At 73.4% G+C, this 25605-nt stretch carries 20 protein-coding genes and 2 tRNA genes; 7 read left to right on the top strand and 15 right to left on the bottom strand.

Going from position 1 to position 25605, the window contains the following annotated elements; all coding sequences use genetic code 11:
• Genes A4R25_RS24235 through A4R25_RS24215 form a run of 5 tightly spaced genes read left to right on the top strand, consistent with a single transcriptional unit; the run spans position 1 to position 5135 of the window.
• The gene (locus A4R25_RS24235) at positions 1-1431 is read left to right on the top strand and encodes an FtsK/SpoIIIE domain-containing protein (RefSeq protein WP_064448181.1); all 1431 of its coding nucleotides are present in this window, start codon (positions 1-3) and stop codon (positions 1429-1431) included.
• Positions 1428-2102: a hypothetical protein gene (locus A4R25_RS24230; RefSeq protein WP_064448180.1), complete on the top strand. Its 675-nt coding sequence runs from the start codon at positions 1428-1430 to the stop codon at positions 2100-2102. The genes A4R25_RS24235 and A4R25_RS24230 overlap by 4 nt, the downstream gene beginning before the upstream one ends.
• Positions 2099-3820 (top strand): replication initiator, encoded by a 1722-nt coding sequence (locus A4R25_RS24225; protein ID WP_064448179.1) that lies wholly within the window; start codon positions 2099-2101, stop codon positions 3818-3820. Before A4R25_RS24230 ends, A4R25_RS24225 begins: the two co-directional genes overlap by 4 nt.
• Positions 3817-4005: an AlpA family transcriptional regulator gene (locus tag A4R25_RS24220; protein ID WP_064448178.1), complete on the top strand. Its 189-nt coding sequence runs from the start codon at positions 3817-3819 to the stop codon at positions 4003-4005. The genes A4R25_RS24225 and A4R25_RS24220 overlap by 4 nt, the downstream gene beginning before the upstream one ends.
• Complete coding sequence (locus tag A4R25_RS24215; protein ID WP_082931123.1) at positions 4002-5135, top strand: site-specific integrase; 1134 nt, start codon at positions 4002-4004, stop codon at positions 5133-5135. The genes A4R25_RS24220 and A4R25_RS24215 overlap by 4 nt, the downstream gene beginning before the upstream one ends.
• 14 nt (positions 5136-5149) lie before the next feature.
• Here A4R25_RS24215 and A4R25_RS24210 read toward each other — a convergent pair.
• The 4 genes from A4R25_RS24210 to A4R25_RS24195 all read right to left on the bottom strand — a co-directional run bounded on the left by A4R25_RS24210 (position 5150) and on the right by A4R25_RS24195 (position 8962).
• Positions 5150-5226 (bottom strand) — tRNA-Ile (locus tag A4R25_RS24210).
• Between the two features lie 125 nt (positions 5227-5351).
• The gene (locus A4R25_RS24205) at positions 5352-6587 is read right to left on the bottom strand and encodes an FAD-dependent oxidoreductase (protein ID WP_064448176.1); all 1236 of its coding nucleotides are present in this window, start codon (positions 6585-6587) and stop codon (positions 5352-5354) included.
• Complete coding sequence (locus tag A4R25_RS24200; RefSeq protein ID WP_064448175.1) at positions 6580-8715, bottom strand: MMPL family transporter; 2136 nt, start codon at positions 8713-8715, stop codon at positions 6580-6582. Before A4R25_RS24200 ends, A4R25_RS24205 begins: the two co-directional genes overlap by 8 nt.
• A gap of 174 nt (positions 8716-8889) precedes the next feature.
• Positions 8890-8962: transfer RNA gene (locus A4R25_RS24195), tRNA-Asn, on the bottom strand.
• Positions 8963-9230: 268 nt separating this feature from the next.
• Here A4R25_RS24195 and A4R25_RS24190 point away from each other — a divergent pair.
• Positions 9231-9626 carry a hypothetical protein gene (locus A4R25_RS24190; RefSeq protein ID WP_030503967.1) on the top strand — a complete coding sequence of 132 codons (396 nt, stop codon included), beginning with the start codon at positions 9231-9233 and terminating at the stop codon, positions 9624-9626.
• A 96-nt stretch (positions 9627-9722) separates the two neighbouring features.
• Complete coding sequence (locus A4R25_RS24185; protein ID WP_064448174.1) at positions 9723-10907, top strand: ROK family transcriptional regulator; 1185 nt, start codon at positions 9723-9725, stop codon at positions 10905-10907.
• A gap of 127 nt (positions 10908-11034) precedes the next feature.
• Here A4R25_RS24185 and A4R25_RS24180 read toward each other — a convergent pair whose 3' ends face one another.
• The 11 genes from A4R25_RS24180 to A4R25_RS24130 form a co-directional block, all read right to left on the bottom strand.
• Entirely contained in the window at positions 11035-12042 is a 1008-nt protein-coding gene (locus tag A4R25_RS24180) for a sugar phosphate isomerase/epimerase (RefSeq protein WP_043329109.1), read from the bottom strand.
• 174 nt (positions 12043-12216) lie between these two features.
• On the bottom strand, positions 12217-14313 hold the full coding sequence (locus tag A4R25_RS24175; RefSeq protein ID WP_064448173.1) for a ThuA domain-containing protein: 2097 nt from the start codon (positions 14311-14313) through the stop codon (positions 12217-12219).
• Between the two features lie 20 nt (positions 14314-14333).
• A complete protein-coding gene (locus A4R25_RS24170) occupies positions 14334-17168 on the bottom strand; it encodes an RICIN domain-containing protein (protein ID WP_064448172.1) in 2835 nt (944 codons plus the stop codon).
• A gap of 222 nt (positions 17169-17390) precedes the next feature.
• A complete protein-coding gene (locus A4R25_RS24165; protein WP_064448171.1) occupies positions 17391-18458 on the bottom strand; it encodes a polyprenyl synthetase family protein in 1068 nt (355 codons plus the stop codon).
• A complete protein-coding gene (locus A4R25_RS24160; protein ID WP_064448170.1) occupies positions 18455-19849 on the bottom strand; it encodes an alkaline phosphatase family protein in 1395 nt (464 codons plus the stop codon). Before A4R25_RS24160 ends, A4R25_RS24165 begins: the two co-directional genes overlap by 4 nt.
• Positions 19850-19907: 58 nt before the next feature.
• The gene (eboE, locus tag A4R25_RS24155; RefSeq protein ID WP_064448169.1) at positions 19908-21095 is read right to left on the bottom strand and encodes a metabolite traffic protein EboE; all 1188 of its coding nucleotides are present in this window, start codon (positions 21093-21095) and stop codon (positions 19908-19910) included.
• Entirely contained in the window at positions 21095-21946 is an 852-nt protein-coding gene (locus tag A4R25_RS24150; RefSeq protein ID WP_043329100.1) for a TatD family hydrolase, read from the bottom strand. Before A4R25_RS24150 ends, eboE begins: the two co-directional genes overlap by 1 nt.
• 1 nt (position 21947) lies before the next feature.
• Positions 21948-22553 (bottom strand): EboA domain-containing protein, encoded by a 606-nt coding sequence (locus A4R25_RS24145; RefSeq protein WP_064448168.1) that lies wholly within the window; start codon positions 22551-22553, stop codon positions 21948-21950.
• Positions 22554-22587: 34 nt separating this feature from the next.
• Complete coding sequence (locus tag A4R25_RS24140) at positions 22588-23463, bottom strand: sugar phosphate isomerase/epimerase (protein WP_064448167.1); 876 nt, start codon at positions 23461-23463, stop codon at positions 22588-22590.
• Positions 23460-24368 (bottom strand): SCO3242 family prenyltransferase, encoded by a 909-nt coding sequence (locus tag A4R25_RS24135; protein ID WP_064448166.1) that lies wholly within the window; start codon positions 24366-24368, stop codon positions 23460-23462. The genes A4R25_RS24140 and A4R25_RS24135 overlap by 4 nt, the downstream gene beginning before the upstream one ends.
• Positions 24365-25513 carry an inositol-3-phosphate synthase gene (locus A4R25_RS24130; protein WP_064448165.1) on the bottom strand — a complete coding sequence of 383 codons (1149 nt, stop codon included), beginning with the start codon at positions 25511-25513 and terminating at the stop codon, positions 24365-24367. The genes A4R25_RS24135 and A4R25_RS24130 overlap by 4 nt, the downstream gene beginning before the upstream one ends.
• Positions 25514-25605: the final 92 nt, after the last annotated feature.

Raw genomic sequence — 25605 nt, 5'->3', positions numbered from 1 at the left:
ATGCCGTTGGTCAACGTGATCCGGGGTGAGCGGATCGACGCTGCCCCGCTCAACGTGCGGACTCCGTTCGTTCGCATCCCGCTGTGGCTGGCCCTGTCGTGGTGGACCCTGAAGGGCCTCGCCCGCTTGGCCGTGGTGCTCGTTCGGTTCTGGTACGTCACTGCCCCGGTGGTGTTCTTCGCCTGGCTGTACCTGCGGTTCGGCTGGGCTGGGCCAGTCGGCGTCGTGGTCCTGGTCGCCGTCGTCGCCGCCGGGTGGGGCTTCGGGCATCGGTCGTCGTGGCTGCGGTTCGGGTGGTGGCCGATCCTGGCTCGCATCCGCCGCTGGCTGTACCGGCGCAACTGGCACGCCGCGATGGTCACGGCGAAGCTGGCCGTCTCCTTCGACGCGCACACGGTGCTGCCGGTGCTGCGCAAGGTGCAGTGCACGGGCGGCGTCGATGTGGTGACGGTGCGGATGGTCACCGGGCAGATCCCCGACGACTTCGCCAAGGTCGCCGAACGCCTCGCGCATACCTTCGGCGTCCGCCAGGTGAAGGCGGTCCCCGGGTCGCGGCCGGATGTGGTGCTGCTGCACCTGTTCCGCGGTGACCCCCTCGCCAAGCTCGTCCGCCCGCTGCCGGTGCCTGCGGTGCCGGAGTTCACCGCCTTGCCGGTCGGCCGGCGTGAGGACGGCGAGGGTTACGACCTTCGCCTGTTCGGCACGCAGGTCCTCGTCGTGGGGGCCACGGGTGCGGGGAAGGGCTCGGTCATCTGGTCCGTGGTCCGCTCCCTGGCCAACGGCGTCACCTCGGGCCTCGTGCAGCTCTGGGGCCTGGACCCCAAGGGCGGGATGGAGTTGGGGATGGGTGCGCCGATGTTCGCCCGCTTCGCCCGCAAGGACTACCCGGCCATGGTCGAGCTGATCGAGGAAGCCGCCACCGTCGCAAAGGACCGCGCCGGGAAGCTCTACGGCCGTACCCGCCAGCACGTCCCGACGCCGGATGAGCCGCTGATCGTCGTCGTGATTGACGAGCTGGCAAACCTGACCGCGTACCTGACTGACCGGCAGTTGAAGGACCGCGTCAAGGCCGCCTTGTCGATCCTGCTCTCGCAGGGCCGGGCGGTCGGCGTGCACGTGGTCGCGGCGATTCAGGATCCGCGTAAGGAGGTGCTGCCGTTCCGGGACCTGTTCCCCACCCGCATCGGCCTGCGCCTGGCCGAAGCCGCTCAGGTGGACCTGGTCCTCGGTGAGGGGATGCGGGACCGGGGCGCGCTGTGCGACCGGATCCCGCAGAGCCTGCCGGGGGTGGCGTTCGTGGTCATCGACGGCGACCCCACCCCTATGCGGGTCCGCTTCTCCTACCTGACCGATGACGAGATCCGCGACATGGCCCACACCTACGGCCGGCTGCGGGTCATCGACGGCGAAGTCCTCGGAGGTGCCGCATGAAGCCTCACCCCACCGCGACCCGCACCGACCGTGTTGAAGGCCTGGTCCTCGTCGTCATCTTGCTCACCGTCGCCGGCTTCGCGGGCGCCGCGTCGTTCACCCACGTCAAGGAATGGACCCTCGACAACTCTCCGCCCGGGACCGGGGCGTGGTTCGGTTGGGCCAACGCCGTCATCTCCGAACTCGTCCCGGTCGCCGCGCTGCTGACCATCCGCCGCCGACGCCGCAACCGTCAGCCGGTCGGCTACCCGCTGTTCCTCCTCGTCGCCGCCGTGCTCCTGTCCCTGGCCGCGCAGCTCGCCGTGGCCAAGCCCGGCCCCACCGGCTGGCTGCTGTCGGCCGTGCCGGCGCTGGCGTTCATGGGCCTGTCCAAGCTCGTGCTCACCACCCCGGCGGCGGCCACTGCGCCCGCATCGACCCCGGCTCCGGCCCGGCCGGTCTCGCCGCCGGCTCCTGCCCCGGTCCCGCCGCCGGCCCCCGCCCCGATTCCGGCCGTCCCGCCGGCTCCCGTCCCGGTCGTGCCTGAGCCCGTCGCCCTGGTCGACGCCGACCCCGCCGAGCCGACCCGCCCGGCTCCCGTCGAGCCGATCCGTCAGGGTCCGCTCGCGCCGGTTCCGCCATCTGCGTTCGCCCGCCGCAACGGCGTCCCGACGCTGGGGGTGGGCCGATGACGCTGACTCCGACGCTGCCCGGCCTCGAACCCGCCACCCCGGCGGATTCTCCGAGGCCGGGCTCCCGGGCCGCCCGCATGCTCATGCCCCGCTCCATCGACGTCGTCAAGGATCTGGCCGCCGACTACGGCGTCTGTACCCGCCCCGTATCCCTGCGCCGCACTGACCTCGGCTCCGGGCAGACCGAGGTGATCGACCTGCCGTGCGGCGCCACGCAGGAAGCCAAGTGCCCCGCCTGCGCCACCCGCGCCCGCCGGCTACGGCAGCAGCAGATCCGCGAGGGCTGGCACCGGGACGACGAACCCGACCCCGGCCCCCGGCCGGCGACCGAGGCGCAACAGGCGCTGATCGTCGCCCGCGCTCACCTGGAATTCGCCCGCGACGAAGCCGCCCGCGCCTCGCAGTGGGATCAGGTCGCCGACCTGGACGATGCGATCGGGGAACTGGAAGCCGAGATCACCACCGAGGGCATGCGCGGCCGACCTGCCCCACCCCACGCCAGCGACGACTCCGACGACGGCGACGGCAAGCGGCGGGTCCGCTCGACCAAGCGGCGCCAGGACGCACCGGACCTGCCCCGGCTGCCCGTGGAAAACCGCACGCTCGGGCGGACCTACTCCGGTCGCGGCGGGCAGGTGTTCCGGCCGTCGATGTTCCTGACCCTCACCCTCGGCTCCTACGGCCGCGTCCACTCCGACGGCACGCCCGTCGACCCGGACACCTACGACTACCGGCGGGCCGCGTGGGACGCGGTGCACTTCCCCCGGCTCCTGGACCGGTTCTGGCAGAACCTGCGCCGGGCGGTCGGCTGGAACGTGCAGTACGCGGGCGCGGTCGAGCCGCAACGCCGTCTCGCTCCGCACGCGCACTTCGCCATGCGCGGCACGATCCCCCGCGCCCTCGTGCGCCAGGTCGCCGCTGCGACGTATCACCAGGTGTGGTGGCCGCCCGTTGACGAGCTGGTCTACGAACCGGGGCGGGCGCCGCGATGGGACGCCGACGCCGCCGGCTACACCGACCCGACCACCGGCCGACTCCTGCCGTCGTGGGATGACGCCCTGGACCTGGTCGACGCCGACCCCGACGCCCAACCGGTGCACGTCGTCCGCTTCGGTAGCCAGGTCGACGCCAAGGGTGTGCTCGCCGGGACCAAGGACGCGGATCGGTGCGTCGGCTACATCACCAAGTACCTCACCAAGCAGGCCGCCGACTGCCACGAGGCCACCACCGGCCGGCAACGCGCCCACCTGGAACGGCTCTGGCAGGAACTGCGGCACACGCCGTGTTCGGAGCGGTGCGCCAACTGGCTGCTCTACGGCATCCAGCCCAAGAAGGCCCGACCCGGGTTGAAGCCCGGCAACTGCAAGAACAAGGTCCACAAGCGCGACACCCTCGGCATCGGCGGGCGCCGCGTCCTGATCTCCCGCCAGTGGTCCGGCAAAACCCTCACCGACCACCGGGCCGACCGCCGCGACTGGGTCAAAGCCCTCCTCGGCATCACCACCGACGCCGACACCGCCCCGGCCGGCGGCGAGCAACGCCACGCCTGGGAACTCGCCAAGCCCACCGACCCCGACGTCCCACCGATCGGCCACCGGGTCCTGCGGGCCATCTCCGAGCGCATCCAATGGCGCGCCCAGCTCGACGCCGCCAGACGCGCCGCCGCCGACCCGCCCGACGTTTCGGCAACCGCCACCGCTCAGGGAGGAGCAGTATGAAGACCGGGACCATCGAGCCGTTGTGGACGGCTGAGGACGTGTCGACGTTCCTGGGCGTGCCGGTGAGCACGCTGTACCAGTGGCGGTATCGGCGTCTGGGGCCGCGTGCCCGGAAGGTGGGCCGTCATCTGCGCTATGACCCGGTCGACGTGCGGGCCTGGCTCGATGAGGCGGCAGAGCGGTGAGCGTGGTCAAGCGGCCGAACGGCAAGTGGCGTGCTCGGTACCGGGATGCCGCCGGCAGGGAGCACGCTCGGCACTTTGACCGCAAGGTCGACGCCGACAGGTGGCATGCCTCGATGAAGACGGCACTTGCCCGCGGTGAGTGGGTGGATCCGGCTCTGTCGCGGGTCACGGTTGGTGACTGGGCTGCCCGGTGGTTCGCCAATCAGGTGCAGCTCAAGCCGTCGACTCGCCAGCGGTACGGCAGTCTTCTGCGCCGGCAGGTGCTTCCGGTGTGGGAACGCGTCGCGCTTTCGGCAGTCACGCACGCCGACGTTGGTGAGTGGGTGCGCCGGATGACGCAGGCCGGTCTTGCGCCGTCCACCGTTCGGCAAGCGCACCGGGTGTTCTCGCTGCTGCTGGCCCTCGCCGTTCGGGATGGTCGGCTGACTCGCAACGTCGCGTCAGGTGTGCGGCTGCCACGGATCGGCAGGGCTGAGAAGGTGTTCCTGTCGCACGGCCAGGTGGGCGAGCTGGCGGCAGCGGCAGAGCCTCACGGGCTGATCATCCGGGTGCTGGCCTACACCGGGTTGCGGTGGGGCGAGCTGGCCGCGCTGCGCGTGCGGCGGGTGGACCTGGTGAAGCGCCGGCTGCTGGTGGCGGAGTCGGTGACCGAGGTCAACGGTCGGGCGGTGTTCGGTACGCCCAAGACTCATCAGCGGCGGTCGGTGCCGCTCCCCCGGTTCCTGGTCGAGCCGATCGCCGCGCAGATCGCCGGTCGTTCCGGTGACGAGCTGGTGTTCACCTCCCCGACCGGCGAGGTGTTGCGTAACAACAACTTCCGTCGCCGCGTCTTCGATCGGGCTGCGGTGTCGGTCGGGCTCGCGGGCCTGACTCCGCACGAGCTGCGGCATACGGCGGCCAGTCTCGCGGTGGCTGAGGGCGCCAACGTCAAGGCGGTGCAGCGGATGCTCGGGCACGCCTCGGCGGCCATGACGCTGGACGTGTACGCGGACCTGTTCGAGGACGACCTGGACCAGGTGGCGGATCGCCTCGACCGGGCGGCGGGTCGTGCCGCTGCGGACTCAGTGCGGACTGTGAGCCTGGGTCCGGACCTGGACGCGGTTCGCCTGGGTCGTCCCCAGCATGGCTGAGCTGGGAAAACGGCTGGTGGGGCGGGCGGGGTTCGAACCCGCGACCGAGGGATTATGAGTCCCCTGCTCTAACCGGCTGAGCTACCGCCCCGTCACCGCGCCGGATCGTAACCCGCCGATCGTTTCGCGGACCACCACCGGCCGGGCGGAAAGACTACCGCGACAGCACGATGGGCTACGCGAGGATAACAACGCGCAACCCACCGGCCAACGGCTCTACGCGCGCCGGAGATCGGCGATGACGGCGCCGACCGTGCGCCAGCCGCTGGCGAGCGCGCCCTGGATGGACGGGCTGTCCCGGTGGTCCCCGGCCACGTACAGGCCGCCGCCGAGCGCGACCGGCTTGCGCAGGCGGCCCTGCGGCGGCGGGGCGGCGGGCAGCGCGTCCGGCACGGTGATGGTGGTGAGGTGGGTCCAGTCGGCGGTGGAGCGGCCGTAGAGGCGGTCCAGTTCGCGGCGGATCACCGGTTCGGGTGGGGTCTGCGGGCCGACCACCGAGGTGGCGACCAGGTGCTGGCCATCCGGGGCGTACGTGGGCGCGGCCCGGCTCACCACCACCGTGTTGGCGATCGTTTCCCGCCGGTCGCCGTCGAGCAGCAGGATCGGCTCGTCCAGTGGCGCCGTGCCGGTGCGGTGGTAGTAGGTGGTGTAGGCGTGCATGCGTACCCTCGGCAGCCCGGGCAGCAGCGTGGCCGCCGCCGGCGGGTCGGCCGCGACCACGACGGCGCGGCAGGTGATCTCGCCGGACGGGGTGCGGACGCGGCCGGGCGCGACCTCGGTGACCGGGGTGTTCAGGTCGATCAGCTCGGCGGGCAGCGGCGCGGCGAGCGCCCGGGGCAGCGCCGCCATGCCGTCGGCGGGCAGGCCGATGCGGCCCCGGGCGAAGGAGCGCATGATGACCGCGAGGACGTGGCTGGAGGTGGCCAGCTCGCGGTCGAGCAGCACGCCGGACAGGAACGGCCGGAGCAGTTCCTCGATGATCGTGTCGGAGAGCCCGGCCCGGCGCAGCGCCTTCTCGGCGCTGGTCTCGGGTGTGTTGAGCAGCCGCCCGACCGGCAGCGTCGCGTAGCCGGCGGCGAGCGCGCCGAAGCGCAGCCGGTCGGTCAGTGTCCCGATGCCGGCGGTGAGCGTGGCGGGCGCGCCGGCGGGCTCGCGCAGCGGGTTGACGAGTCGTTCCAGCCGGTCGCCGCGGCGCACCAGGACGCCGGGTGTGAACCAGCCTATTCCGAGGGCGCCGACGTCGACCAGGCCGGCCAGCCGTGGGTACGCGGTGTTCAGCACCTGGAAGCCGCGGTCCAGCAGGAACCCGTCGACGCGGTCGGTGGCGACCCGCCCGCCGAGCCGGTCGCTCGCCTCCAGCAGCCGCCAGGGCACGCCGGCCCGGTGCAGCCTCCGGGCGGCGGCGAGACCGGCCAGGCCGCCGCCGACGACCACCACGTCGGTGTCAGGCACGGTCCACCCCCGCGCCGGCCCGGTCGCCCTCGCGGTGCGACCGCGACAACCGGCCCGGCCACCAGACCTTCGGCCCGATGTCGTACGCGAGCGCGGGCACCAGCAGCGAGCGGACCACTATGGTGTCGAGCAGGACGCCGACGGCGACGGCCACGCCCAGCTCGACGAGCACGACGAGCGGCAGTACGGCGAGCGCGGAGAACGTGGCGGCGAGCACGATGCCGGCGGAGGTGATCACGCCGCCGGTGACGGCCAGGCCGACGAGCACACCGGCGCGGGTGCCGCGGCGTACCGATTCCTCCCGGACCCGGCTCATCAGGAAGATGTTGTAGTCGATGCCGAGCGCGACCAGGAAGACGAACGCGAACAGCGGGAACGACTGGTCGACGCCGGGGAAGTCGAACACGTACTTGAACAGCAGCGCGCAGAGGCCGAGCGTGGCCAGGAACGACAGCACCACCGTGGCGATCAGCAGCACCGGGGCGACCAGGGCGCGCAGCAGCACGGCCAGGATGACCGCGATGACCAGCAGCACCACCGGGATGATCACGTTGCGGTCGCGGACGGAGGCGTCGGCGGTGTCCACGTTGATCGCGGTGAAGCCGCCGACCACGGCGTCCGCGCCGGGCACCCGGTGCACCGCCTCGCGCAGGTCGCGGATGGTCCGCTCGGCGCCGTTGCTGTCCGGCGCGTCGGCGAGCGTGACGTTGAGCTGCACCCGCCCGTCGACCACCTTGGGGGGCGCGTTCGGGTCGGGCGGCGCGTTCTCGCCGCGCTGGCCGAGCGGCAGCACCGAGGCGACTCCCGGTACGCCCTGCGCCACCTGGGCGACCTGCCGCGCGGTGTCCTGGGTGGTGAAGATGGTGGCGGGGCTGCCGGTGCCGGCCGGGAAGTGCCTGTCGATGACCTCCTGCCCGGCCACCGAGTCGGTGCGCTGGGTGAACAGCTGGGACTGGCCGAGCGTGGTGGCGCCGAGCTGGGTCACCCCGATCGCGAGCACGGCGAGCGCCACGGCGGTGACGACCCAGACCGTACGGGAGCGGCGCGCCACGAAGCCGGCGATCCGCGCCCAGATGCCGTGCTCGGCGCGCGGGTCGGCCTCGTCGTGCCGGGGCCGCCGGGGCCAGAACGCCCACCTGCCGCCGAGGACCAGCAGCGCGGGCAGGAACGTGAGCATCACCAGCAGCGTGGCGGCGATGCCGACGGCGCTCACCGGGCCGAGCGCCCGGTTGGAGTTGAGACTGGACAGCAGCAGGCAGAGCAGGCTGACGATGACTGTGGCGCCGGAGGCGACGATGGCGGGCGCGGCGCCCTTCCAGGCGGTCTTCATCGCGTCCCAGGGCCGCTCGTGCCGGTGCAGTTCCTCCCGGTAGCGGGCGATGAGCAGCAGCGCGTAGTCGGTGCCGGCGCCGAACACGAGCACGGTGAGGATGCCCTGCGCCTGCCCGTTGAGCTTGACGATGTCGTGGTCGGCGAGCAGGTAGACGAAGACGGCCGCCAGCGAGTACGACATCCCGGCGGCCAGCAGCGGGAAGATCCACAGCACCGGGCTGCGGTAGACGACGAGGAGGATGACCAGGACCACGGTGAGGGTGACGAGCAGCAGCGGTCCGTCGATCGCGCCGAACACCTCGATCAGGTCGCCGAGCAGCCCGGCGGGTCCGGCGACGTCGACGGTGAGCCCGTCGCGGTCCGGGCCGGCGATGTCGCGCAGGCGTTCCACCACCGCGCGGATCTGTTCGCCCTCGCCGCTGTCGATCGGCACGATCACCTGGGCGGCCTGCCGGTCCTGGCTGACGACCGGTGGCGGCAGCGGGCCGACCACGCCCGGTACGTCGGCGAAGCGGGCCGCGTCGGCCTGGATCCGTTGCTGGTCGGCCGGGGTGAGGCCACCGGCGCGTTCGTAGACCACGAGCGCCGGCGTGGTCTCCCGGTCGACGAATCCGGCGGCCAGGTCCTGCGCGCGGGTGGCCTCGGCGTCGGCCGGCAGGAAGGAGGCGTTGTCGTTGGTGGAGACCTCGCCGAGCTTGCCCGAGTACGGCCCGGCGACGCCGCCGATGATCAGCCAGCCGAGCACCACGGCTACCGCGATCAGCGTCGCGGTCCAGCGGCTGCGTCCTGCGGCCATCTCCACCGTCCTCGAATCGACGCAACAATCGACGCAGCGGGAGTCTAGGTCGACGCCGACCATCCTGCCGGGCGAGTGACGACTCGCGGGCGGAAACCGGGCAGCCGGGACACGCGAGGGGCCGGAACGGGAAACGCCCGCCGGCAGGGCCGACGGGCGTGACGTGGAGCGAAGCTCCCCCGATTGGACTCGAACCAATAACCTGCCGGTTAACAGCCGGCTGCTCTGCCAATTGAGCTACAGGGGACCGTGCACCGCTCGGATCGGATCTCTCCGCTCCGTGCGACGGGGACAAGAGTACAGGACATCGGGGGGTTGTGCGCCAGGGGGTTACCGGAGGAGGACCGGGCCGGCGGACGCGCCAGGATTACGGACAAATCGTCATCTCGGCACAGGGAGGCATGAGCGGAGAGCAGGATGGGTAGTTAGCCGTCGACAGAGAACGCAGGCGCAAGATGGTCGTTCCGCCGAGCCGGCGGAAATCGGCAAGAGCGTCAGGTACGGAAGGAGCCGCCATGCGCGGAAAGATCATGTTTCTTGGCGGGCTGGCTGCGGGATTCGTCCTGGGCGCCCGTGCCGGCCGGGAGAAGTACGAGGAGCTGGTGGTCCGGGGGCGCAAGGTGCTCGACCACCCGACCGTCCAGGAGGCGGCCGGGGTCGCGCAGGCCCAGGCGACCCGGCTCTACTCCGAGGGCAAGGACAAGCTGGGGCAGACCAAGCTGGGTGAGAAGCTCGCCACCGGCAACGGTGGCAAGCCGGGCATGACCGAGGCCGACAAGCCGTTCGCGGGCACGCCGGCCGCGGTCGGCAGCCGCAGCGCCAACGGCACGGGCTCGACCAGTTCGACCAGCGCGTCCGGCTCGACCACGACCGGCACGAGCACCAAGCCGTCCACCGGCAACACGCTCTGACGCAAGCGGACAGCGGGCCGGTCACCTCCGGGTGACCGGCCCGCTCCCGTGTGCTCGGGCGCCGATGTGGCACATTCTCCGTGGGGAGGTGACCACATGCCGATGGTCGGACCGGAAACGGCGGATCAGGCGCGGCTGCTGCGCCTGCTGCGCGACGACGGCCCGCGGTCCCGGGTCGAGCTGACCGACCTCCTCGGCCTGCCGCGGGCCCGTTTCGCCGCCGAGGTGGACCGGTTGACCGCGCTGGGCCTGGTGGAGAGCGCCGGCCCGGCTGCCTCGCGGGGCGGGCGACGGTCGTCGCTGCTGCGCATCGGCGCGCAGGTCCGGTTCGGCGCAGTGCTCGTCGGCGGCGGCACGCTGCGGGTCGCGCTCACCGACGGCGAGCTGAACCCGCTGGCCCGGCACGACGAGCCGGTGGACGTCCGGCTCGGCCCGGACGTGGTGGTCGGACGCATGGTCGAGCTGCTCGGCAAGCTGCGCGTCGAGGCGGGGCTGACGTCGCTGACCGGCGTCGGTGTCGCGCTGCCCGCGCCGGTCGAGGTCCGCGACGGCACGCCGGTCTCCCCGCCGGCCCTGCCCGGCTGGCACCGCTTCCCGGTACGCGACACGCTCGCCGCCGAGCTGGGCTGCCCGGTGCAGGTCGACAACGACGCCAACGCGATGGCCCTCGGTGAACGGCACGCCGGCACCGGCCGCCCGTTCGACGACTTCCTCGCCGTCAAGCTGGGCGACGCGGTCGGCTGCGGGCTGGTGCTCGCCGGTTCGCTCTACCGGGGCGCGGCCAGCGGGGCCGGCGACATCGGCCACCTCCAGCTCAGCGAGGACGGGCCGCTCTGCGGCTGCGGCAACAACGGGTGCGTCGAGGCGTACTGCGGGGATGCCGCGCTGGTGCGGGAGGCGGTGACGGCCGCGCGGACCGGGCGCTCGACGGTGCTCGCGGACCGGCTGGCCGCGGCCGGGACGCTGGCGGTGGCCGACGTGGCGGCGGCGGCCACCGAGGGCGACCCGGCGGCGCAGACCATCGTCCGCGACGCCGCCCGCCGGCTCGGGCAGGTGCTGGTCGGGCTGGTCAGCTTCGTCAACCCGGCCATCGTCATCATCGGGGGCGCGCCGGCCGGGATCGGGCCGGTCCTGCTCGCCGAGATCCGGGGCGTGGTCTACCGGCGCTCCACGCCGCTGGCCACCGGCAGCCTGCCGATCGTCCTGTCCGACCTCGGCGACACCGCCGCCCTGATCGGCGCGGCCCACCTGGTCAGCACCCAGACCTACGCCGCCCGCTGACCCCGCCCCACCCCGCCCTCACCGCGTCGATCTTGCACTTGCGGTCCACGTGATGCCACTTATGCCCGTTTCGGGAGGGCCGCAACTGCAAGATCGCGGGGCAGAGGAGGGCGGGGCGAGGACAGGGTCAGTCGCGGCTGCTGAAGGCGGCGTCGAAGGCGGCGCTCGGGGCGTCGAAGGCCAGGCGGCGGACGAACTGGAGCGCCTCCGGCGCGCCGACCAGGCGGTCCATGCCGGCGTCCTCCCACTCGACCGAGATCGGGCCGTCGTAGCCGATCGCGTTCAGCGCCCGGAAGCAGTCCTCCCACGGCACGTCACCGTGGCCGGTGGAGACGAAGTCCCAGCCGCGCCGCAGGTCGGCCCAGGGCAGGTGGGAGGAGAGCCGGCCGCGGCGGCCGTCCCCGGTACGGACCTTCGCGTCCTTGCAGTCGACGTGGTAGATCCGGTCGGCGAAGTCGAAGATGAAGTTCACCGGGTCCAGCTCCTGCCAGACGAAGTGCGACGGGTCCCAGTTGAGCCCGAACGCCTCCCGGTGCCCGATCGCCTCCAGCGTGCGCTTCGTGGTCCAGTAGTCGTACGCGATCTCGCTGGGGTGCACCTCGTGCGCGAACCGCACGCCCACCTCGTCGAACACGTCCAGGATCGGGTTCCACCTGTCGGCGAAGTCCTGGTAGCCGCGCTCGATCATGGCCGGTGGCACCGGCGGGAACATGGCCACCGTGTGCCAGATGGACGAGCCGGTGAAGCCGACGACGGTGCGTACGCCGAGTTTCGCCGCCGCCCGCGCGGTGTCCTTGATCTCCTCGGCGGCCCGCTGCCGCACCCCTTCCGGCTCGCCGTCGCCCCAGATCCGGGCCGGCAGGATGTCCTGGTGCCGCTCGTCGATCGGGTGGTCGCAGACGGCCTGCCCGACCAGGTGGTTGGAGATGGCGAACACCTGAAGGTTGTGCTTGGCCAGGGTGGCCCGCTTGCGCTCGACGTACGAGTCGTCGGCGAGCGCCTTGTCCACCTCGAAGTGGTCGCCCCAGCAGGCGATCTCCAGCCCGTCGTAGCCCCACTCGGCGGCGAGCCGGCAGACCTCGTCGAACGGAAGGTCGGCCCACTGGCCGGTGAAGAGCGTGATGGGTCGCGCCATTGTCCTTCTCCCCTGTGGTGATGGGGGATTCCGTCGCGGACCGGGGCGAGGACGACCGGAGGCGGCGGCCTGAGGGCACCGGTGGACGCCGGAGCGTCTGCCTCCCGGGCGGGTTGCGCCTCCCGCCGGGTCACCGGCCACCTCGCGGTCGCCGCCTCCACTCTATGGCCTACCTCAGGGCAGGGTCCAGCGCTGGTTCGCCGCGCCCGTGCACGTCCACAGGTGCACCGCCGTGCCGTCGGCCGAGTTGTTGCCGGACACGTCCAGGCACTTGCCCGACGACGGGTTGCGCAGCGTCCCGTCCGCCTGCGCCGACCAGGTCTGCGCGCCGGTGCCGTTGCACGACCACAACTGGATCTTCGTGCCGTTCGCGTTGCCGCCGCCGGAGACGTCCAGGCACTTGCCCAGCGCCTTCACCGGCCCGTTCGGCGTCACCGTCCACGTCTGCGCCGTCGAGCCGTTGCAGGTGTAGAGCTGGATCTGGGTGCCGTCGGCCGACGAGGCGTTCCGCACGTCCAGGCACTTGCCGGCCAGCCCCTTGATCGGGCCGGTGCCGCCGCTTGCGGTGCCGCGGACCAGCGTGAAGTCGTCCACGTCGAACAGGCCGGTGCCGCTGCCGGCGAACGTCAGGTGCACGGTCTGCGTACCGGACGGCACGCCGGTGAGCGCGGTGGACACGTCGGCGAACGTGGTCCAGCTCCCGGTGTTCGGCACCGCCACCTGGCCGAGCAACGGTCCGGTCGGCGAGCCGGTCCGCACCTGGAGCGTGCCGCCGGGGCCGCCGGAGACCACCCGGGCGCGCAGCGACGTCACACCGGTCAGGTCCAGCCCCGGGTACGCGGCCCAGTCGCCCGGATCCACGTACCCCAGGGTCTGGCCGCCGTTGGCACCGGCCTTGGGGTACGCGCTGACGCCGCTGGCCGAACCGAACGCCTCGGCCTGGACCGTGGTGTTGCCGGTCGGCGGCGGCGTCCCGCCCAGCTCCTTGATCCGGATGTTGCGGAACGACACGTCGTCGCCGGTGCCGTGGTTCTGGATGCCGACGTGCCCGGCGAGCGACCGCACCGGATCGGTGTTTGTGAAGTCGTTGATGCGTACGCCGTTGAGGAACACCTGCAGCCGTTCCCCTTCGACCAGGATCTCGTAGGTGTTCCACTCCCCCGCCGGGTTCAGCGCCGCGTCCCGGGCCGCCAGGTCGGCGGACTTGAAGCCGTAGATCGCGCCGGTGGTCCGGTCGGCGGCGTCGGTGGGGTCGATCTGGACCTCGTAGCCGTTGTCCACCGCCGAGTTCGGGTCGCTCGACGGCGGGAAGCCGACGAACACGCCCGAGTTGTCGTCACCGGCCAGCCGCCAGTCCAGCTTCAGCGAGTAGTTGGTGAACTGCTTCGCGCTGTACCAGTACAGGCCCATGCCGCCGACCGAGGTGAGCGTGGCGTCGGTGTTGGTGAAGCTGCCCGGCCCGGCCTGCGACCAGCCGGTGGTGCCGCCGTTGTAGAGCGCGGTGTAGCCGGTTTCCGGCCGGCAGTCGGCCTTCGTGCGCCCGGCCGCGTAGCGGATGCCGCCGAGCAGGTGGTTGCGGAACGCCGCGTCGGCGTAGGAGGCCTGGGTGTGGCCGCCGCCGGTGTAGAAGGACCGGCCACCGCTGTACGTCTTGCACCAGGCGTGCGGGTGGTCGCCGCCCATCGAGCCTCCCGAGTACGAGGACTCGTCGAGACTGGCCAGCACGTGCGCGGTGGAGCGGGCGTTGGAGCGGTAGTCGTACCACTCGTCGGTGCGGTTCCACTGCTGCGGCAGGTGCGCGGTGGCCGCGTGCGCCCGGTCCTCCACCTTGACGGTGGCCGGCTGGATGGCCGGGTGGGACGCGAACCACGCGCCGACGAGGTTGCCGTAGAACGGCCAGTCGTACTCGGTGTCGGCGGCTGAGTGCACGCCGACGTACCCGCCCCCGGCGCCGATGTACGCCTCGAACGCCGACTGCTGGGTGGCGTTCAGGACGTCCCCGGTGGTGTTGAGGAAGATCACCGCCTCGAAACGGGCCAGGTTGGCGGTGGTGAACTGGGCGGCGTCCTCGGTCGCGGTGACCGTGAAGTTGTTCGCCGCGCCAAGCTCCCGCACGGCCTGCGTGCCGACCGCGATGGAGTCGTGGCGGAAGCCGGCGGTCTTGGAGAAGACGAGCACGTCGTAGGGGGCGTCGGCGGCGCTCGCCGGGGCGGCGGCGCTGGTGGCGGCCACGGCGGTCACCGCGACCAGCGCGATACGGAGGAGTCTCATCGGCGTTCTTCCTTCCCACCTCACGGCAGCGTCCACTTCTGGTTGGCCGCACCCGTGCAGGTCCACAGGTGCACCGCCGTGCCGTCGGCCGAGTTGTTGCCGGACACGTCCAGGCACTTGCCCGACTGCGGGTTGCGCAGCGTCCCGTCGGCCTGCGCGGACCAGTTCTGCGCGCCGGTGCCGTTGCACGCGTAGAGCTGGATCTTCGTGCCGTCCGCGCTGGCCCCGCCGGACACGTCCAGGCACTTGCCGAGCGCCTTCACCGTGGCGTTCGGCGTCACGGTCCACGACTGCGCCGTCGTGCCGTTGCAGGTGTAGAGCTGGATCTGGGTGCCGTCGGCGGTGGCGGCGTTGCGCACGTCCAGGCACTTGCCGGCCAGGCCCTTCACCGGGCCGGTGCGCACGGCCGACGTGGTGAGCGTGAACGCGTCCAGGTCGTAGAGCGCCCCGGTGCCACCGGCGAACGTCAGGTAGAGCGTGGTGGTGCCGGCCGGCGGATTGGCGATCGTGCCGGTGACTGTGGTGAACGTGTCCCAGGCGCCGGTGACCGGGACGGTGGCCGAGCCGAGCACGGCGCCGGTGGCCGAGCCGGCCCGTACCTGGAGCGTGCCGCCGGCCCCGGCGGACGACACCCGGGCGGTGAACCCGGTGGCGTCGGCGAGCAGGTACGGCTGGAACGCGATCCAGTCTCCGTTGTGGATGTCGCCGACGGTCTTGCCGCCTTCGGCGGTGGCCTTGTCGAACGTGTTGATTCCGGACGAGGTCTTGAAGTGCTCGGCCTGCCGGTGCCGGGGCTGGAGCGTGTGCTGGGTGTGCGTGGTGAGGCCGCCGGAGTCGGTGTACTCGGCGTCGAAGACCGCGAAGATGTTCGCCGCGTCGTCGTGCTCACCGTCGACGGGTACGGCGATCGAGCCGGTGCAGCCGGTCGCCGAGGTGATCTGGTGGCCGTGCTGGTCGTGGCCGAGCACGTAGGTCATCTTGACCTTCGTGCAGTCGATGGTGGCGTCCTCCGGGTCGGTGACGGTGATCCGGAACGGCACGGTGTCGCCGAAGGAGAACAGCTTGCCGTTGCCGGGTGTCTCGATGACCACTGTCGGGGCGGTGTTGCCGACGGTGATCGTCACGCTGGCGGTGCCGGTGGCGCCCTGCGGGTCGCGCACGGTGAGCGTGGCGGTGTACCTGCCGTTGGCGGTGTAGGTGTGCGAGGGGTTCGCCGCGGTGGAGGTGCCGCCGTCGCCGAACGTCCAGGCGTACGTGAGCGCGCCGCCCTCCGGGTCGGACGAGCCGGCCGAGGAGAAGGCCACCGCGAGCGGCGCGGCGCCGGAGGTCCGGTCGGCGGCGGCGCGGGCCACCGGGGCGCGGTTGGCGCCGCCCAGGTAGTCGAAGCGGTACAGCGCCGAGTTGGCGTCGCCGTTGAAGTAGCCGGTGCCGTAGTCGAGCACGTAGTACGCCCCGTCCGGGCCGAACGCGGAGTCCATCACCTGCTTGCCGGTCCACGGGAAGCTGTCGATGGTGCCGGGTGAGCCGTCCGCGTTGACGTGGATCGGCTTGATCCAGCCCCGGCCGAACTCGGTGGCGAAGAACTGCCCGTCGAACGACTGCGGGAACTTGGTGGTGGACGGGTTCGCCGCGTCGTACCGGTAGACCGGGCCGCCCATCGGCGACTCGGAGCCGCCGCCGAACTCGGGCGGGCTGCCCGCGTCACCGGCGTAGCGGATCCAGGACGGCTTCGCCGCCGGCAGCGTGGTCAGGCCGGTGTTGCGGAACGAGTTGTTCGTCGGCCCGCCCGTGCAGTTGTACTTCGGTCCGGCGGTGCCGGTGGCGAAGTCCCATTCGGCGTACGTCTCGGCGGCCGTGTTGGTGCCGGTGCAGTACGGCCAGCCGTAGTTGCCGGGCCCGGTGACCCGGTTGAACTCGACCTGCCCGGACGGGCCGCGGGCGGTGGTGGTGCCGGCGTCCGGCCCGTAGTCGCCCACGTAGACGACGCCGGTGGCCTTGTCGACGCTGATCCGGAACGGGTTGCGGAAGCCCATCGCGTAGATCTCCGGGCGGGTCCGCGCGGTGCCGGGCGCGAAGAGGTTGCCGGCCGGGATCGAGTACGTGCCGTTGGCGTTCACCTTGATCCGCAGGATCTTGCCCCGCAGGTCGTTGGTGTTGCCGGCGCTGCGCTGCGCGTCGTACCCGGGGTTGCGGTTGGTGCGCTCGTCGATCGGCGCGTATCCGGCCGAGTCGAACGGGTTGGTGTCGTCGCCGGTGGACAGGTAGAGGTTGCCGGCGGCGTCGAAGTCGATGTCACCGCCGACGTGGCAGCACAGCCCCCGGTCGGCCGGTACGTCGAGCACGTCGACCTTGCTGGCCTGGTTGAGCGTGAAGTCGGCGTTGAGCGTGAACCGGGACAGCCGGTTGACGCCCTGCCAGGCGGAGAAGTCGGTGCCGGTGGCGGGCGCGTCGCCGGCGGGGGTGGACAGCGGCGGCGCGTAGTAGAGGTAGATGTGCCGGTTGGAGGCGAAGCCGGGGTCGACGCCGACGCCCTGCAGCCCCTCCTCGTCGTGGGTGTAGACCGGCAGCGTGCCGATGACTGTGGTGGCGCCGGCCGCGTCGGTGCGGCGCAGCGTGCCGTTGCGGGCGGTGTGCAGGACCGACCGGTCGGGCAGCACCGCCAGGGACATCGGTTCGCCGGTCTCGGCGACGCCGCGGGCGAGTTCGACCTGCTGGAAGTCGCTCGCCGTGATCGGGTGGGCGGACGCCGGGACGGGCGCCGCGGCCGCTGTGACGGTGCCGGCGGTGGCCGCGAGCAGCAGCGCTGCGGCAGCGGCGAACGGTCGTCGGGCACGGGGGTGGTGGTGGCTGGACATGCTGTGCTGTCCCTTCCTGACGCGCGCAGCCAGGACCGGGCGCGCGTCGCGCCGGATGCCGAGCGGGGGATGCTGCGCCTCGGCGAGGCGGGCGGTACGGGGGCGGATCGCCTCGTCGGGTCAGCTAGGTACTGTGCACGACATTAAAACCTTTCGATCAGCCTGTCCATAGCTTCTGATCGATCGGCTTACACTTTCGCCGCCACGCGACAAAAGTAGGTGTCACTCGCGGCGGTCGACAGCCCGCTCCACGAGCGCGGCGAGCACCCGCCGGGCCGGCTCCGCGAGCCCCGCCGCGTCCAGCGCGACCACTGCCGCGTCGGCCCGGGTACGGATCATCCGCTCCACCGCCTCCCGGGCGCCGGACTCCTCGATGATGCCCCGCACCTCGGCGGCGCCCGCCTGATCCAGCGCCGGATCGCCGACCAGCTCGCGCAGCCGGGCCACCCCGGCCGGGGAGGCGGACGCCCGGGCCAGCGCCAGCAGCACCGTCGGCTTGCCCTCGCGCAGGTCGTCCAGATTGGACTTTCCGGTCACCGCCGGATCGCCGAAGACGCCGAGGACGTCGTCGCGGAGCTGGAACGCGTCCCCGAGGGGATCGCCGAACCCGGCCAGCGCCGCCACCTCCGCCGGCGTCGCGCCGGCCAGCGCGGCGCCGATCTGCACCGGACGGGTCACCGTGTAACGGGCCGTCTTCAGCCGCACCACGGCGAGCGCGCTCGCCACCGAACCGTCCCCGGCCGCCGCGACCACGTCCAGGTACTCCCCCGCGATCACCTCCGAGCGCATCCGGGCCAGCAGGACCTGCCCGCCGCGCAGCCGCTCGGGCGGCAACCCGCAGCCGTGGAACATCTGCGCCGACCAGGTGGCGCAGAGGTCCCCGCAGAGCACCGCCGCCTGCCGGCCGTACGCCGCCGGGTCGCCGCGCCAGCCGGACCGCTCGTGCAGGTCGGCGAAGAAGCGGTGCAGCGTGGGCGCGCCCCGGCGGCGGTCACTGCGGTCCACGATGTCGTCGTGGATCAGCGCGAACGCGTGGAACAGCTCCAGCGACGCCGCGGCCACCACGATCGGCCGCTCGTCCGGGCCGCCGAAACCCCGCCAGCCCCAGTAGCAGAACAGCGGCCGCAGCCGCTTCCCGCCGGCCAGCACGAACCGGCGCAAAGCGGAGTGAACAGTCCCCGTACCGTCGTCCGGCCGACCCGGCCCTCTCGCGTCCAGGAACGCGGCGAGCTCGGCGTCGAAACGGCCCCGAAGCAGGGCCGGGTCGGTCGGTGCGACGGTCACGGTCATGGTGCCTCCCAGGCCAATCCGGCGAGTTCCAGCAACAACGCCTTCACATCGGTCGCCTCCACCCGGGGCCGGATCGCGGCCGGGTCGGAGCAGAGCAGCACCGGGCCGTCCGCCGGATCGGCCGGCAGGCGCCCGTGCGAACCACGCACCGCCCGCGCCCCGGCGTCCAGCCCGACCACGTTCATCAGATAGCGCAGACCGAGCTTCTTGCGCGCCAGCGCCACCGCCGCACGACGTTTCGCCGCGCCCGGAGCGGCCGGATCGAAGAACAGCTCGGCCGGGTCGTAGCCCGGCTTACGGTGGATCTCCACCAGCCGCGCGAAGTCGGGTGCCCGCGCGTCGTCCAGCCAGTAGTAGTAGGTGAACCAGGAGTCCGGCTCGGCCACCAGCACCAACTCGCCCGAGCGGGGATGGTCCAGGCCGTACCCGGCCTGCCCGGCGGCGTCCAGCACCTCGGCCACGCCGGGCAGCGCCGCGCAGAGCTTCGCCACCGCCGGCACGTCCGCCGGATCCCGGACGTAGACGTGCGCCACCTGGTGGTCGGCCACCGCGAACGCCCGTGACGTCCACGGGTCGAGGTATTCCATCCCGGCCTGGGTGTAGACCCGCAGCAATCCTTCGGCGCGCAGCAGCCGGTTCACGTCCACCGGGCGGGACACGTCGGTGATGCCGTACTCGGACAACGCCACCACAGTAGCGTCCCGATCACGGGCCGCGTCCAGCAGCGGGCCGAGCACGGTGTCCAGCTCCGCCGCCGCGGTGGCGGCCTCCGGCCCGGACGGACCGAAGCGTTGCAGGTCGTAGTCCAGATGCGGCAGGTAGACAAGGGTCAGGTCGGGGGCGTGGTCGGCCAGGATCCGCTGCGCGGCCCGGCTGATCCACGCCGACGACGGCAGCCCCGCGCCCGGCCCCCAGTAGCTGAACAGCGGGAACGTGCCGAGCGCGTCGGTGAGCGTGTCCCGCAGCCGCGGCGGGTCGGTCCAGCAGTCCGGCTCCTTGCGCCCGTCGGCGTGGTAGACCGGGCGCGGCGTGACCGTCCAGTCCACGTCCGCGCCCATCGCGTACCACCAGCAGACGTTCGCGACCCGGTAGCCCGGCTCGACGCGGCGGGCCGCCTGCCACACCTTCTCGCCGCCGACCAGCGCGTTGTGCTGCCGCCAGAGCAGCACCTCGCCCAGGTCGCGGAAGTACCAGCCGTTGCCCACCACGCCGTGCCCGGCGGGCAGCTCGCCGGTGAGGAACGTGGACTGCGCCGAGCAGGTCACCGCCGGCAGCACGGTGCCCAGCTCGGCGGCGAACCCGGCGTCGGCCACCGCGCGCAGCCGGGGCATGTGCGCCAGCAGCCGCGGGGTCAGCCCGACCACGTCGAGCACCACCAGCCGCCGGCTCATGCGGTGCCGGCCTTCGTTCGCGACTGCGGGGCTCGCAGGACCGGCTCACTCCTCGCGCTCACGAGGACATCACCGCCGTCGGCGCCAGCCCGAGCGCGGTCAGCTCGTCGCGGGCGAAGGCCAGCTCGGCGGCGATGCCGGCGGCCAGCTCCGCGTCGCCGCGCGGCCGCCGCGCCTCCGGCAGCACCCCCCAGGTGTACGTCTCGACGTCGAGGTGGTCGCAGCCGGCGGCCGGACCGGCGAACAGCGCGGCGAGCGCCTCCCGCAGCACCGGCACCGTGGAGCGCAGCGGCGGTTCGGGCGGGGCGTGCAGCGGCACGTGGTAGTGCACCCGCCAGGCACCGGGCAGCCCCGCGTCGAGCGCGGCGTCGAGGTCGTCGGCCGCGTACGCCGGATCGGCCGGATCGGCGGCGCCGGCGCAACCGGCCGCGCGGGTCTGGTGCAGGAACCTCGGCTCGACGAAGCGGCGCAACGCCGCGCCCGCCCCGACCGGATCGGGCGCCTCGACGGCGGCGGACACCTGGACCTTCACCACGGGGAGACCGGCGGCACGCAGCCCGGCCAGGGCATCCGCCGGCTGCTCCCAGGCGCACGCCAGGTGTGCGAGGTCCAGGCAGATCCCGAGCCGGTCGGTATCCATGGCTGAGAATACCTCGCGTGCTTGTCCCGTCGACTCCACCAGGCAGCCGGGTTCCGGCTCGAAGCCGACCCGGATCACCCGGCCGGTCTCCCGCTGCACCGCGGCCAGCCCGTCGGCCAGCGCGTCGAGCCGGCGCCGGGCGGTCGCGGCGCGCGCGGTGTCCCACGGCGTACGCCAGGCCAGCGGCAGCGTCGAGACCGACCCGTGGACCGCGTCGTCGGGCAGCAGGTCGGCCAGCACCCGGGCCAGGTCCAGCGTGTACGCCGAGCGCTGCGGCGTGGTCCAGTCCGGGTGGTACACCGCGCCCTTGACCACCGGGGCCTGGAACGCGGCGTACGGGAAGCCGTTGAGCGTGACCACCTCCAGGCCCCGTACGGTCAGCTCGTGACGCAGCCGGCGGCGGGCCGCCGGGTCGGCGGCGAGCGCGGCGGCCACCGGCGCGGCCAGCCAGAGCCCGAGCCCGAGCAGGTCGGCGCCGAGCGCCCGGCGCACCGCTACCGCGTACGTGTCGAGCTGGGCGACGATGCCGGGCAGGTCCTCGGCCGGGTGGACGTTCGTGCAGTAGCCGAGATGGACGGTCGTGCCGTCGGCGTGGCGCAGCCGCATCATTCGCCTCCGCGCAGGATCGAGTTGCCGGCGAAGGTGGGGTCGCTCGCCTCCAGGGCGGTCAGGTCGAGCCGGCCGGACTGGCCGTAGAACTCGACCGGGTTGCGCCACAGCACCCGGTCCACGTCGTCGGCGCTGAACCCGGCCAGCTGCATCGCCTCCCCGGTGGCCCGGGTCAGCAGCGGGTCCGACCGCCCCCAGTCGGCGGCCGAGTTGACCAGCATCCGCTCGGTCCCGTACCGCTTCAGCAGCTCGACCATGCGCGGCGGCGACATCTTCGTCTCCGGATAGATGGAGAAGCCCAGCCAGCAGCCGGTGTCCCGGACCAGCCCCACAGTCACCTCGTTGAGGTGGTCGACGAGCACCCGTTCCGGCGCGATGTCCGACTCGGCGACCACGTCGAGCGTGCGCCGTACGCCGCGTGCCTTGTCCCGGTGCGGCGTGTGCACCAGCGCGGGCAGGTCGTACGCGACGGCCAGGGCGAGCTGCCCGGCCAGCGCGGCGTCCTCGGGCGGCGTCATCGCGTCGTAGCCGATCTCACCGACGGCCACCACGCCGTCCTTGTCCAGGTAGCGGGGCAGCAGGTCGAGCACCGGGCGGCAGCGCGGGTCGTTCGCCTCCTTCGGGTTGAGCGCCACTGTGGCGTGGTGCCGGATGCCGAACTGCCCGGCCCGGAACGGCTCCCAGCCGATCAGCGAGTCGAAGTAGTCCACGAAGCTGTCCACGCTGGTGCGCGGCTGGCCCAGCCAGAACGCCGGCTCGACCAGCGCGCGGACCCCGGCGGCGGCCATCCGCTCGTAGTCGTCGGTGGTGCGGGACGTCATGTGGATGTGCGGGTCGAAGATGCGCATGTCACGCCTCCGGGGTGGGGATGGTCAGCCGGCGCAGCAGGTCGGCCGCGTCGTCGGGCATGGTCCGGCCGGCGGCGTGCCGCTCGGCGGCGTACGCGGCGAGCATCCGGGCCAGCTCGCCGTCGGCCCGCTCCGGCAGGTCGTCGACCACCGCCAGGGGCACGCCGGTGAACACGCACTTGAGCACCGCCTGCCGCCAGGCCGGCTGCTCCAGGTGCCGGGCGTACGGGCCGAGCGCCGCGGCGACCAGCCGGGTGTCGTTTGTGCGGATCGCGTCGTGCAGCAGCGGCACGCACTCCGCGCCGATGGGCAGCAGCGGCAGCGCGCGCAGCACGGCGCGTTTCTCGGCGGCGTCGCCCTGCCGGTAGAGGGTCTCGGCCGCGGCGGCGTGGCCGTTCGGCAGCGCGGTCAGCAGCAGCGCCCGCGCCGCGTCGTCGGCCGTCCAGCCGGGCGGGTCGGGCAGCGGCCCGCGACCGCACCGCCGGGCGGCGGTGGCGAAGAACCGTTCGATCGCCGTGGGTTCGGTCGCGACGCGGCGCAGCGCCGCGTCCAGCCACTGCGGGTCGGGTACGCCCCGAAGCGCGGCGCGCAGTCGGTCGGGTGTCATGCCGTCTCCCCTCTGCCGGGTGGAAGGTGGTGGGTCACCGCCCCTCGCCGCGCGAGGCGGCGGCGCGCAGGAAGTCCAGTGAGCGGGCGGCGACGGCCGGGGCCGCGTGCGAGTGCCGGGGCAGCTCCACCGCCACCAGCCCGCGGTAGCCGGCGTCGGCCAGGGCACGCAGCACCGGCGGGAAGTCGATCTCGCCGACGCCGAACTCCAGGTGCTCGTGCACGCCCCGGCGCATGTCGTCGATCTGCACATTGACCAGGTGCGCGGCGACCTCGGACACGCACCGCGGCACCGGCAGCGGCTCCAGGCACCGGCAGTGCCCGATGTCGAGCGTGATGCCGAAGCCGGGCGGCGCGCCGAGCGCCTCGCGCAGCCGCCGCCACCCGGCGATGTCCTCGACGAACATGCCCGGCTCGGGCTCGAAACCCAGCGGCACGCCCGCCTCCGCCGCCTCGGCGCACACCGTCGCGCAGCCGGCCACCAGGCGGTCGGCGGCGACGCCGGGCGGTACGCCGGGCGGGCGTACGCCGGCCCAGAAGGAGACCGCCTCCGCGCCCAGCTCGGCGCCGATCCGCACGGCCCGGCGCAGGAACTCCACCCGCCGGGACGGGTCGTCGTGCAGCAGCGTCGGCGCGTGCTTGTGCCAGGGGTCGAGCAGGTAGCGGGCGCCGGTCTCGACCACCACCGCCAGCCCGAGCGCGTCCAGCCGGCGGCGCACGGCGGTCACCCGGCGCATCAGCCCGGGGGCGAACGGGTCCAGGTGGTCGTGGTCCAGGGTGAGCGCGACGCCCTGGTAGCCGAGGTCGGCGAGGACCGCCAGCGCGTCGCCGAGGCGGTGGTTGGCGAAGCCGTTGGTGCCGTACCCGAAACGCAGCGCGCCCGGGCCGGGCAGCGGGTCGGCGGCGGTCATGTCGGGGAGATCAGTCGGGCCAGGCGGCGGCCGAGCGGGGCGGCGCCGGCCACGGCGAGGCCGAGCAGCCGCGCCCCGGCGCGGGCGGTGAGCGAACCCTGCAAGGCGGGCAGCCCGGTGATCCCGGCCCCTACGGCGGCGCGTACCCGGGCCGGTGACGGATCGGCGAGCACCCGGGCCTGCGCCCGGCCGTACCGGGCGGCGTACCCGGCCGCGAGCACCGCCGGCACCAGCTCCCCGAGCCGAAGGAAGGGCCCCCTCTTAACGCATCCGGTAGAGGAGGGGGCCCCTCTTAACACGGTGGGCCGGGCCGGGGTGGTGAACGCGATCAGCGCGGTGCCGGCCAGCGTGAGGCCCGGCAGACGCCGGTCCGCGCCGGTCACCTCGCGGCGGGACAGCGCGGTCACCGTCCAGGTGTGCGCGGCGACGGTGAGCGCTGCGGGCAGCGCCCGGACCACCCGGCCGCCGGACGCGCCGAGCAGCACGTCCAGCCCTCGGCACGCGGCCATCACCGCCGGGCCGGCGGCGGTGTTCTTCGCGCGCAGGTCGTACCCCCAGATCGTGGCCGCGAGTGGCAGCGCGACAGCCGCCGCCCGGCGGCCCCCGGCGGCGGTGGCGACCGCGAGCCCGGCGGCGGTGAGGCCGGACGCGACGCCGAGCGCGACGGCCGGGCGCACCCGGCCGGACGGGATCGGCCGCTCCGGCCGTTCGACAGCGTCCAGCCGCCGGTCGGCCCAGTCGTTGGCGGCCATTCCGGCCCAGTAGAGCAGCACCGACGCGCCGGCCAGGGCGGGCGTCCGGCGGCCCAGCGCCCCGGCCGCTGCGGCGCCGGACAGCACGTCCCCGGGTACGGAGAGCGCGGCCGGCGCCCGGACCAGTTCGGCCAGGTCGGCCAGGCGGGTCACGACGTCACCCGGGCGTGCAGGCCGGCGGCGAAGTCCCGCAGCACCGTCCACTGCTCGCCGAGCGCGTGGCCGGTCGCGCCGAGCGGGTCCTTGAAGAAGAACGCCAGTTCGGTCAGCGGGCCGTGGCGGCCGGCGGCGTGCGCGGCGGCGGTGAGCCGAGCCAGGTCCAGCACGAGCGGCGCGGCGAGCGCCGAGTCGCAGCCGTGCCAGGTGAACTCCATCCGCATGCCGGTGCCGAGGAAACCGGCGAACGTGATCAGGTCCCAGGCGGTCTTGAAGTCGCCCAGTTCCTCGACGTACTCGATCCGGGTGCCGCCCTGGGGCAGGTAGCCGAGCGTCTCGGCGAGCACCCGCTGCTTGCTGCCGACCTTGGCGGCGTTGGCGGCCGGGTCGGCGAGCGTAACGCCGTCGCCGCCGCCGAGCAGGTTCGTGCCGGACCAGGAGCGCACGGCCAGGTGCCGCATCGCGAACATCGGCGCGAGCACCGACTTGAGCAGCGTCTCGCCGGTCTTGCCGTCGTGCCCGGCGTACGGCAGCCCGCGTTCGGCGGCGAGCGCGGCCAGGGCCGGCAGGCGGGCGCCGGTGGACGGGGTGAAGTCCACGTACGGGCAGCCGGCGGTGAACGCCGCGTACGCGTAGGCAGAGCTGGGCGGCAGCACGCCGGCCGGGCCGGTCAGCGCGTCGCGCAGCGTGGCCAGGTCGTGGTGGGCCGGGTGCGGTGCGGGCGCCGGCTCGGTGGCGGCGACGTTCACCACCACCACCCGGTCCAGCCCGTGCCGGGTGCGGAACCCGGTCAGGTCGCGCACCACGGCGGCGATCCGCTCGCCCTGGTCGCCCTCGGCCGGCGCGGGTCGCAGCGCCGCCTCGACGGCGGCCAGGTCCGGCGCGACGGCGTCGGCCAGCCGGGCGGGCAGCACGCCGGCGGCGGCGAGCGCCTCGGCGCGTTTGGTGAGCGGGGTGGCGACCACGTCGTGGCCGCCGAAGACGAGATCGGCGAAGCCCGGCAGGGCGGGCCCGCGCAGGTCGGGCAGCTCGGTCACGCATCCGGTCGGCGCGGTGAGCCCGGCCCGCAGGGCCAGCCCGCCGACCACGGCGGTGGTGGCGACCGAGCCGCGCGCACCCACCAGCCACACACCCGTACGCATTCGCGCTACCTCCCCAGGTAAGGCCGGTCCGCCGGTGCGGCCGGGGAATCCCGGTCCGGCCGCACCGGAGGGCCGTGCTGGTCGTGCCGGCG

The organism is Micromonospora sp. NBRC 110037 (genome assembly GCF_001652995.1).
Taxonomy (GTDB): Bacteria; Actinomycetota; Actinomycetes; order Mycobacteriales; family Micromonosporaceae; genus Micromonospora; species Micromonospora chalcea.
This window is presented reverse-complemented; position numbering and strand designations above follow the sequence as displayed.

What these genes read in the sequence shown, in the direction of transcription:
- A4R25_RS24235 (WP_064448181.1), top strand. Translation starts at nt 1, where the DNA reads ATGCCGTTGGTCAACGTGATCCGGGGTGAGCGGATCGACGCTGCCCCG.
- A4R25_RS24230 (WP_064448180.1), top strand. Translation starts at nt 1,428, where the DNA reads ATGAAGCCTCACCCCACCGCGACCCGCACCGACCGTGTTGAAGGCCTG.
- A4R25_RS24225 (WP_064448179.1), top strand. Translation starts at nt 2,099, where the DNA reads ATGACGCTGACTCCGACGCTGCCCGGCCTCGAACCCGCCACCCCGGCG.
- A4R25_RS24220 (WP_064448178.1), top strand. Translation starts at nt 3,817, where the DNA reads ATGAAGACCGGGACCATCGAGCCGTTGTGGACGGCTGAGGACGTGTCG.
- A4R25_RS24200 (WP_064448175.1), bottom strand. Translation starts at nt 8,715, where the DNA reads ATGGCCGCAGGACGCAGCCGCTGGACCGCGACGCTGATCGCGGTAGCC.
- A4R25_RS24190 (WP_030503967.1), top strand. Translation starts at nt 9,231, where the DNA reads ATGCGCGGAAAGATCATGTTTCTTGGCGGGCTGGCTGCGGGATTCGTC.
- A4R25_RS24185 (WP_064448174.1), top strand. Translation starts at nt 9,723, where the DNA reads ATGCCGATGGTCGGACCGGAAACGGCGGATCAGGCGCGGCTGCTGCGC.
- A4R25_RS24180 (WP_043329109.1), bottom strand. Translation starts at nt 12,042, where the DNA reads ATGGCGCGACCCATCACGCTCTTCACCGGCCAGTGGGCCGACCTTCCG.
- A4R25_RS24175 (WP_064448173.1), bottom strand. Translation starts at nt 14,313, where the DNA reads ATGAGACTCCTCCGTATCGCGCTGGTCGCGGTGACCGCCGTGGCCGCC.
- A4R25_RS24170 (WP_064448172.1), bottom strand. Translation starts at nt 17,168, where the DNA reads ATGTCCAGCCACCACCACCCCCGTGCCCGACGACCGTTCGCCGCTGCC.
- A4R25_RS24165 (WP_064448171.1), bottom strand. Translation starts at nt 18,458, where the DNA reads ATGACCGTGACCGTCGCACCGACCGACCCGGCCCTGCTTCGGGGCCGT.
- A4R25_RS24160 (WP_064448170.1), bottom strand. Translation starts at nt 19,849, where the DNA reads ATGAGCCGGCGGCTGGTGGTGCTCGACGTGGTCGGGCTGACCCCGCGG.
- eboE (WP_064448169.1), bottom strand. Translation starts at nt 21,095, where the DNA reads ATGCGGCTGCGCCACGCCGACGGCACGACCGTCCATCTCGGCTACTGC.
- A4R25_RS24150 (WP_043329100.1), bottom strand. Translation starts at nt 21,946, where the DNA reads ATGCGCATCTTCGACCCGCACATCCACATGACGTCCCGCACCACCGAC.
- A4R25_RS24145 (WP_064448168.1), bottom strand. Translation starts at nt 22,553, where the DNA reads ATGACACCCGACCGACTGCGCGCCGCGCTTCGGGGCGTACCCGACCCG.
- A4R25_RS24140 (WP_064448167.1), bottom strand. Translation starts at nt 23,463, where the DNA reads ATGACCGCCGCCGACCCGCTGCCCGGCCCGGGCGCGCTGCGTTTCGGG.
- A4R25_RS24130 (WP_064448165.1), bottom strand. Translation starts at nt 25,513, where the DNA reads ATGCGTACGGGTGTGTGGCTGGTGGGTGCGCGCGGCTCGGTCGCCACC.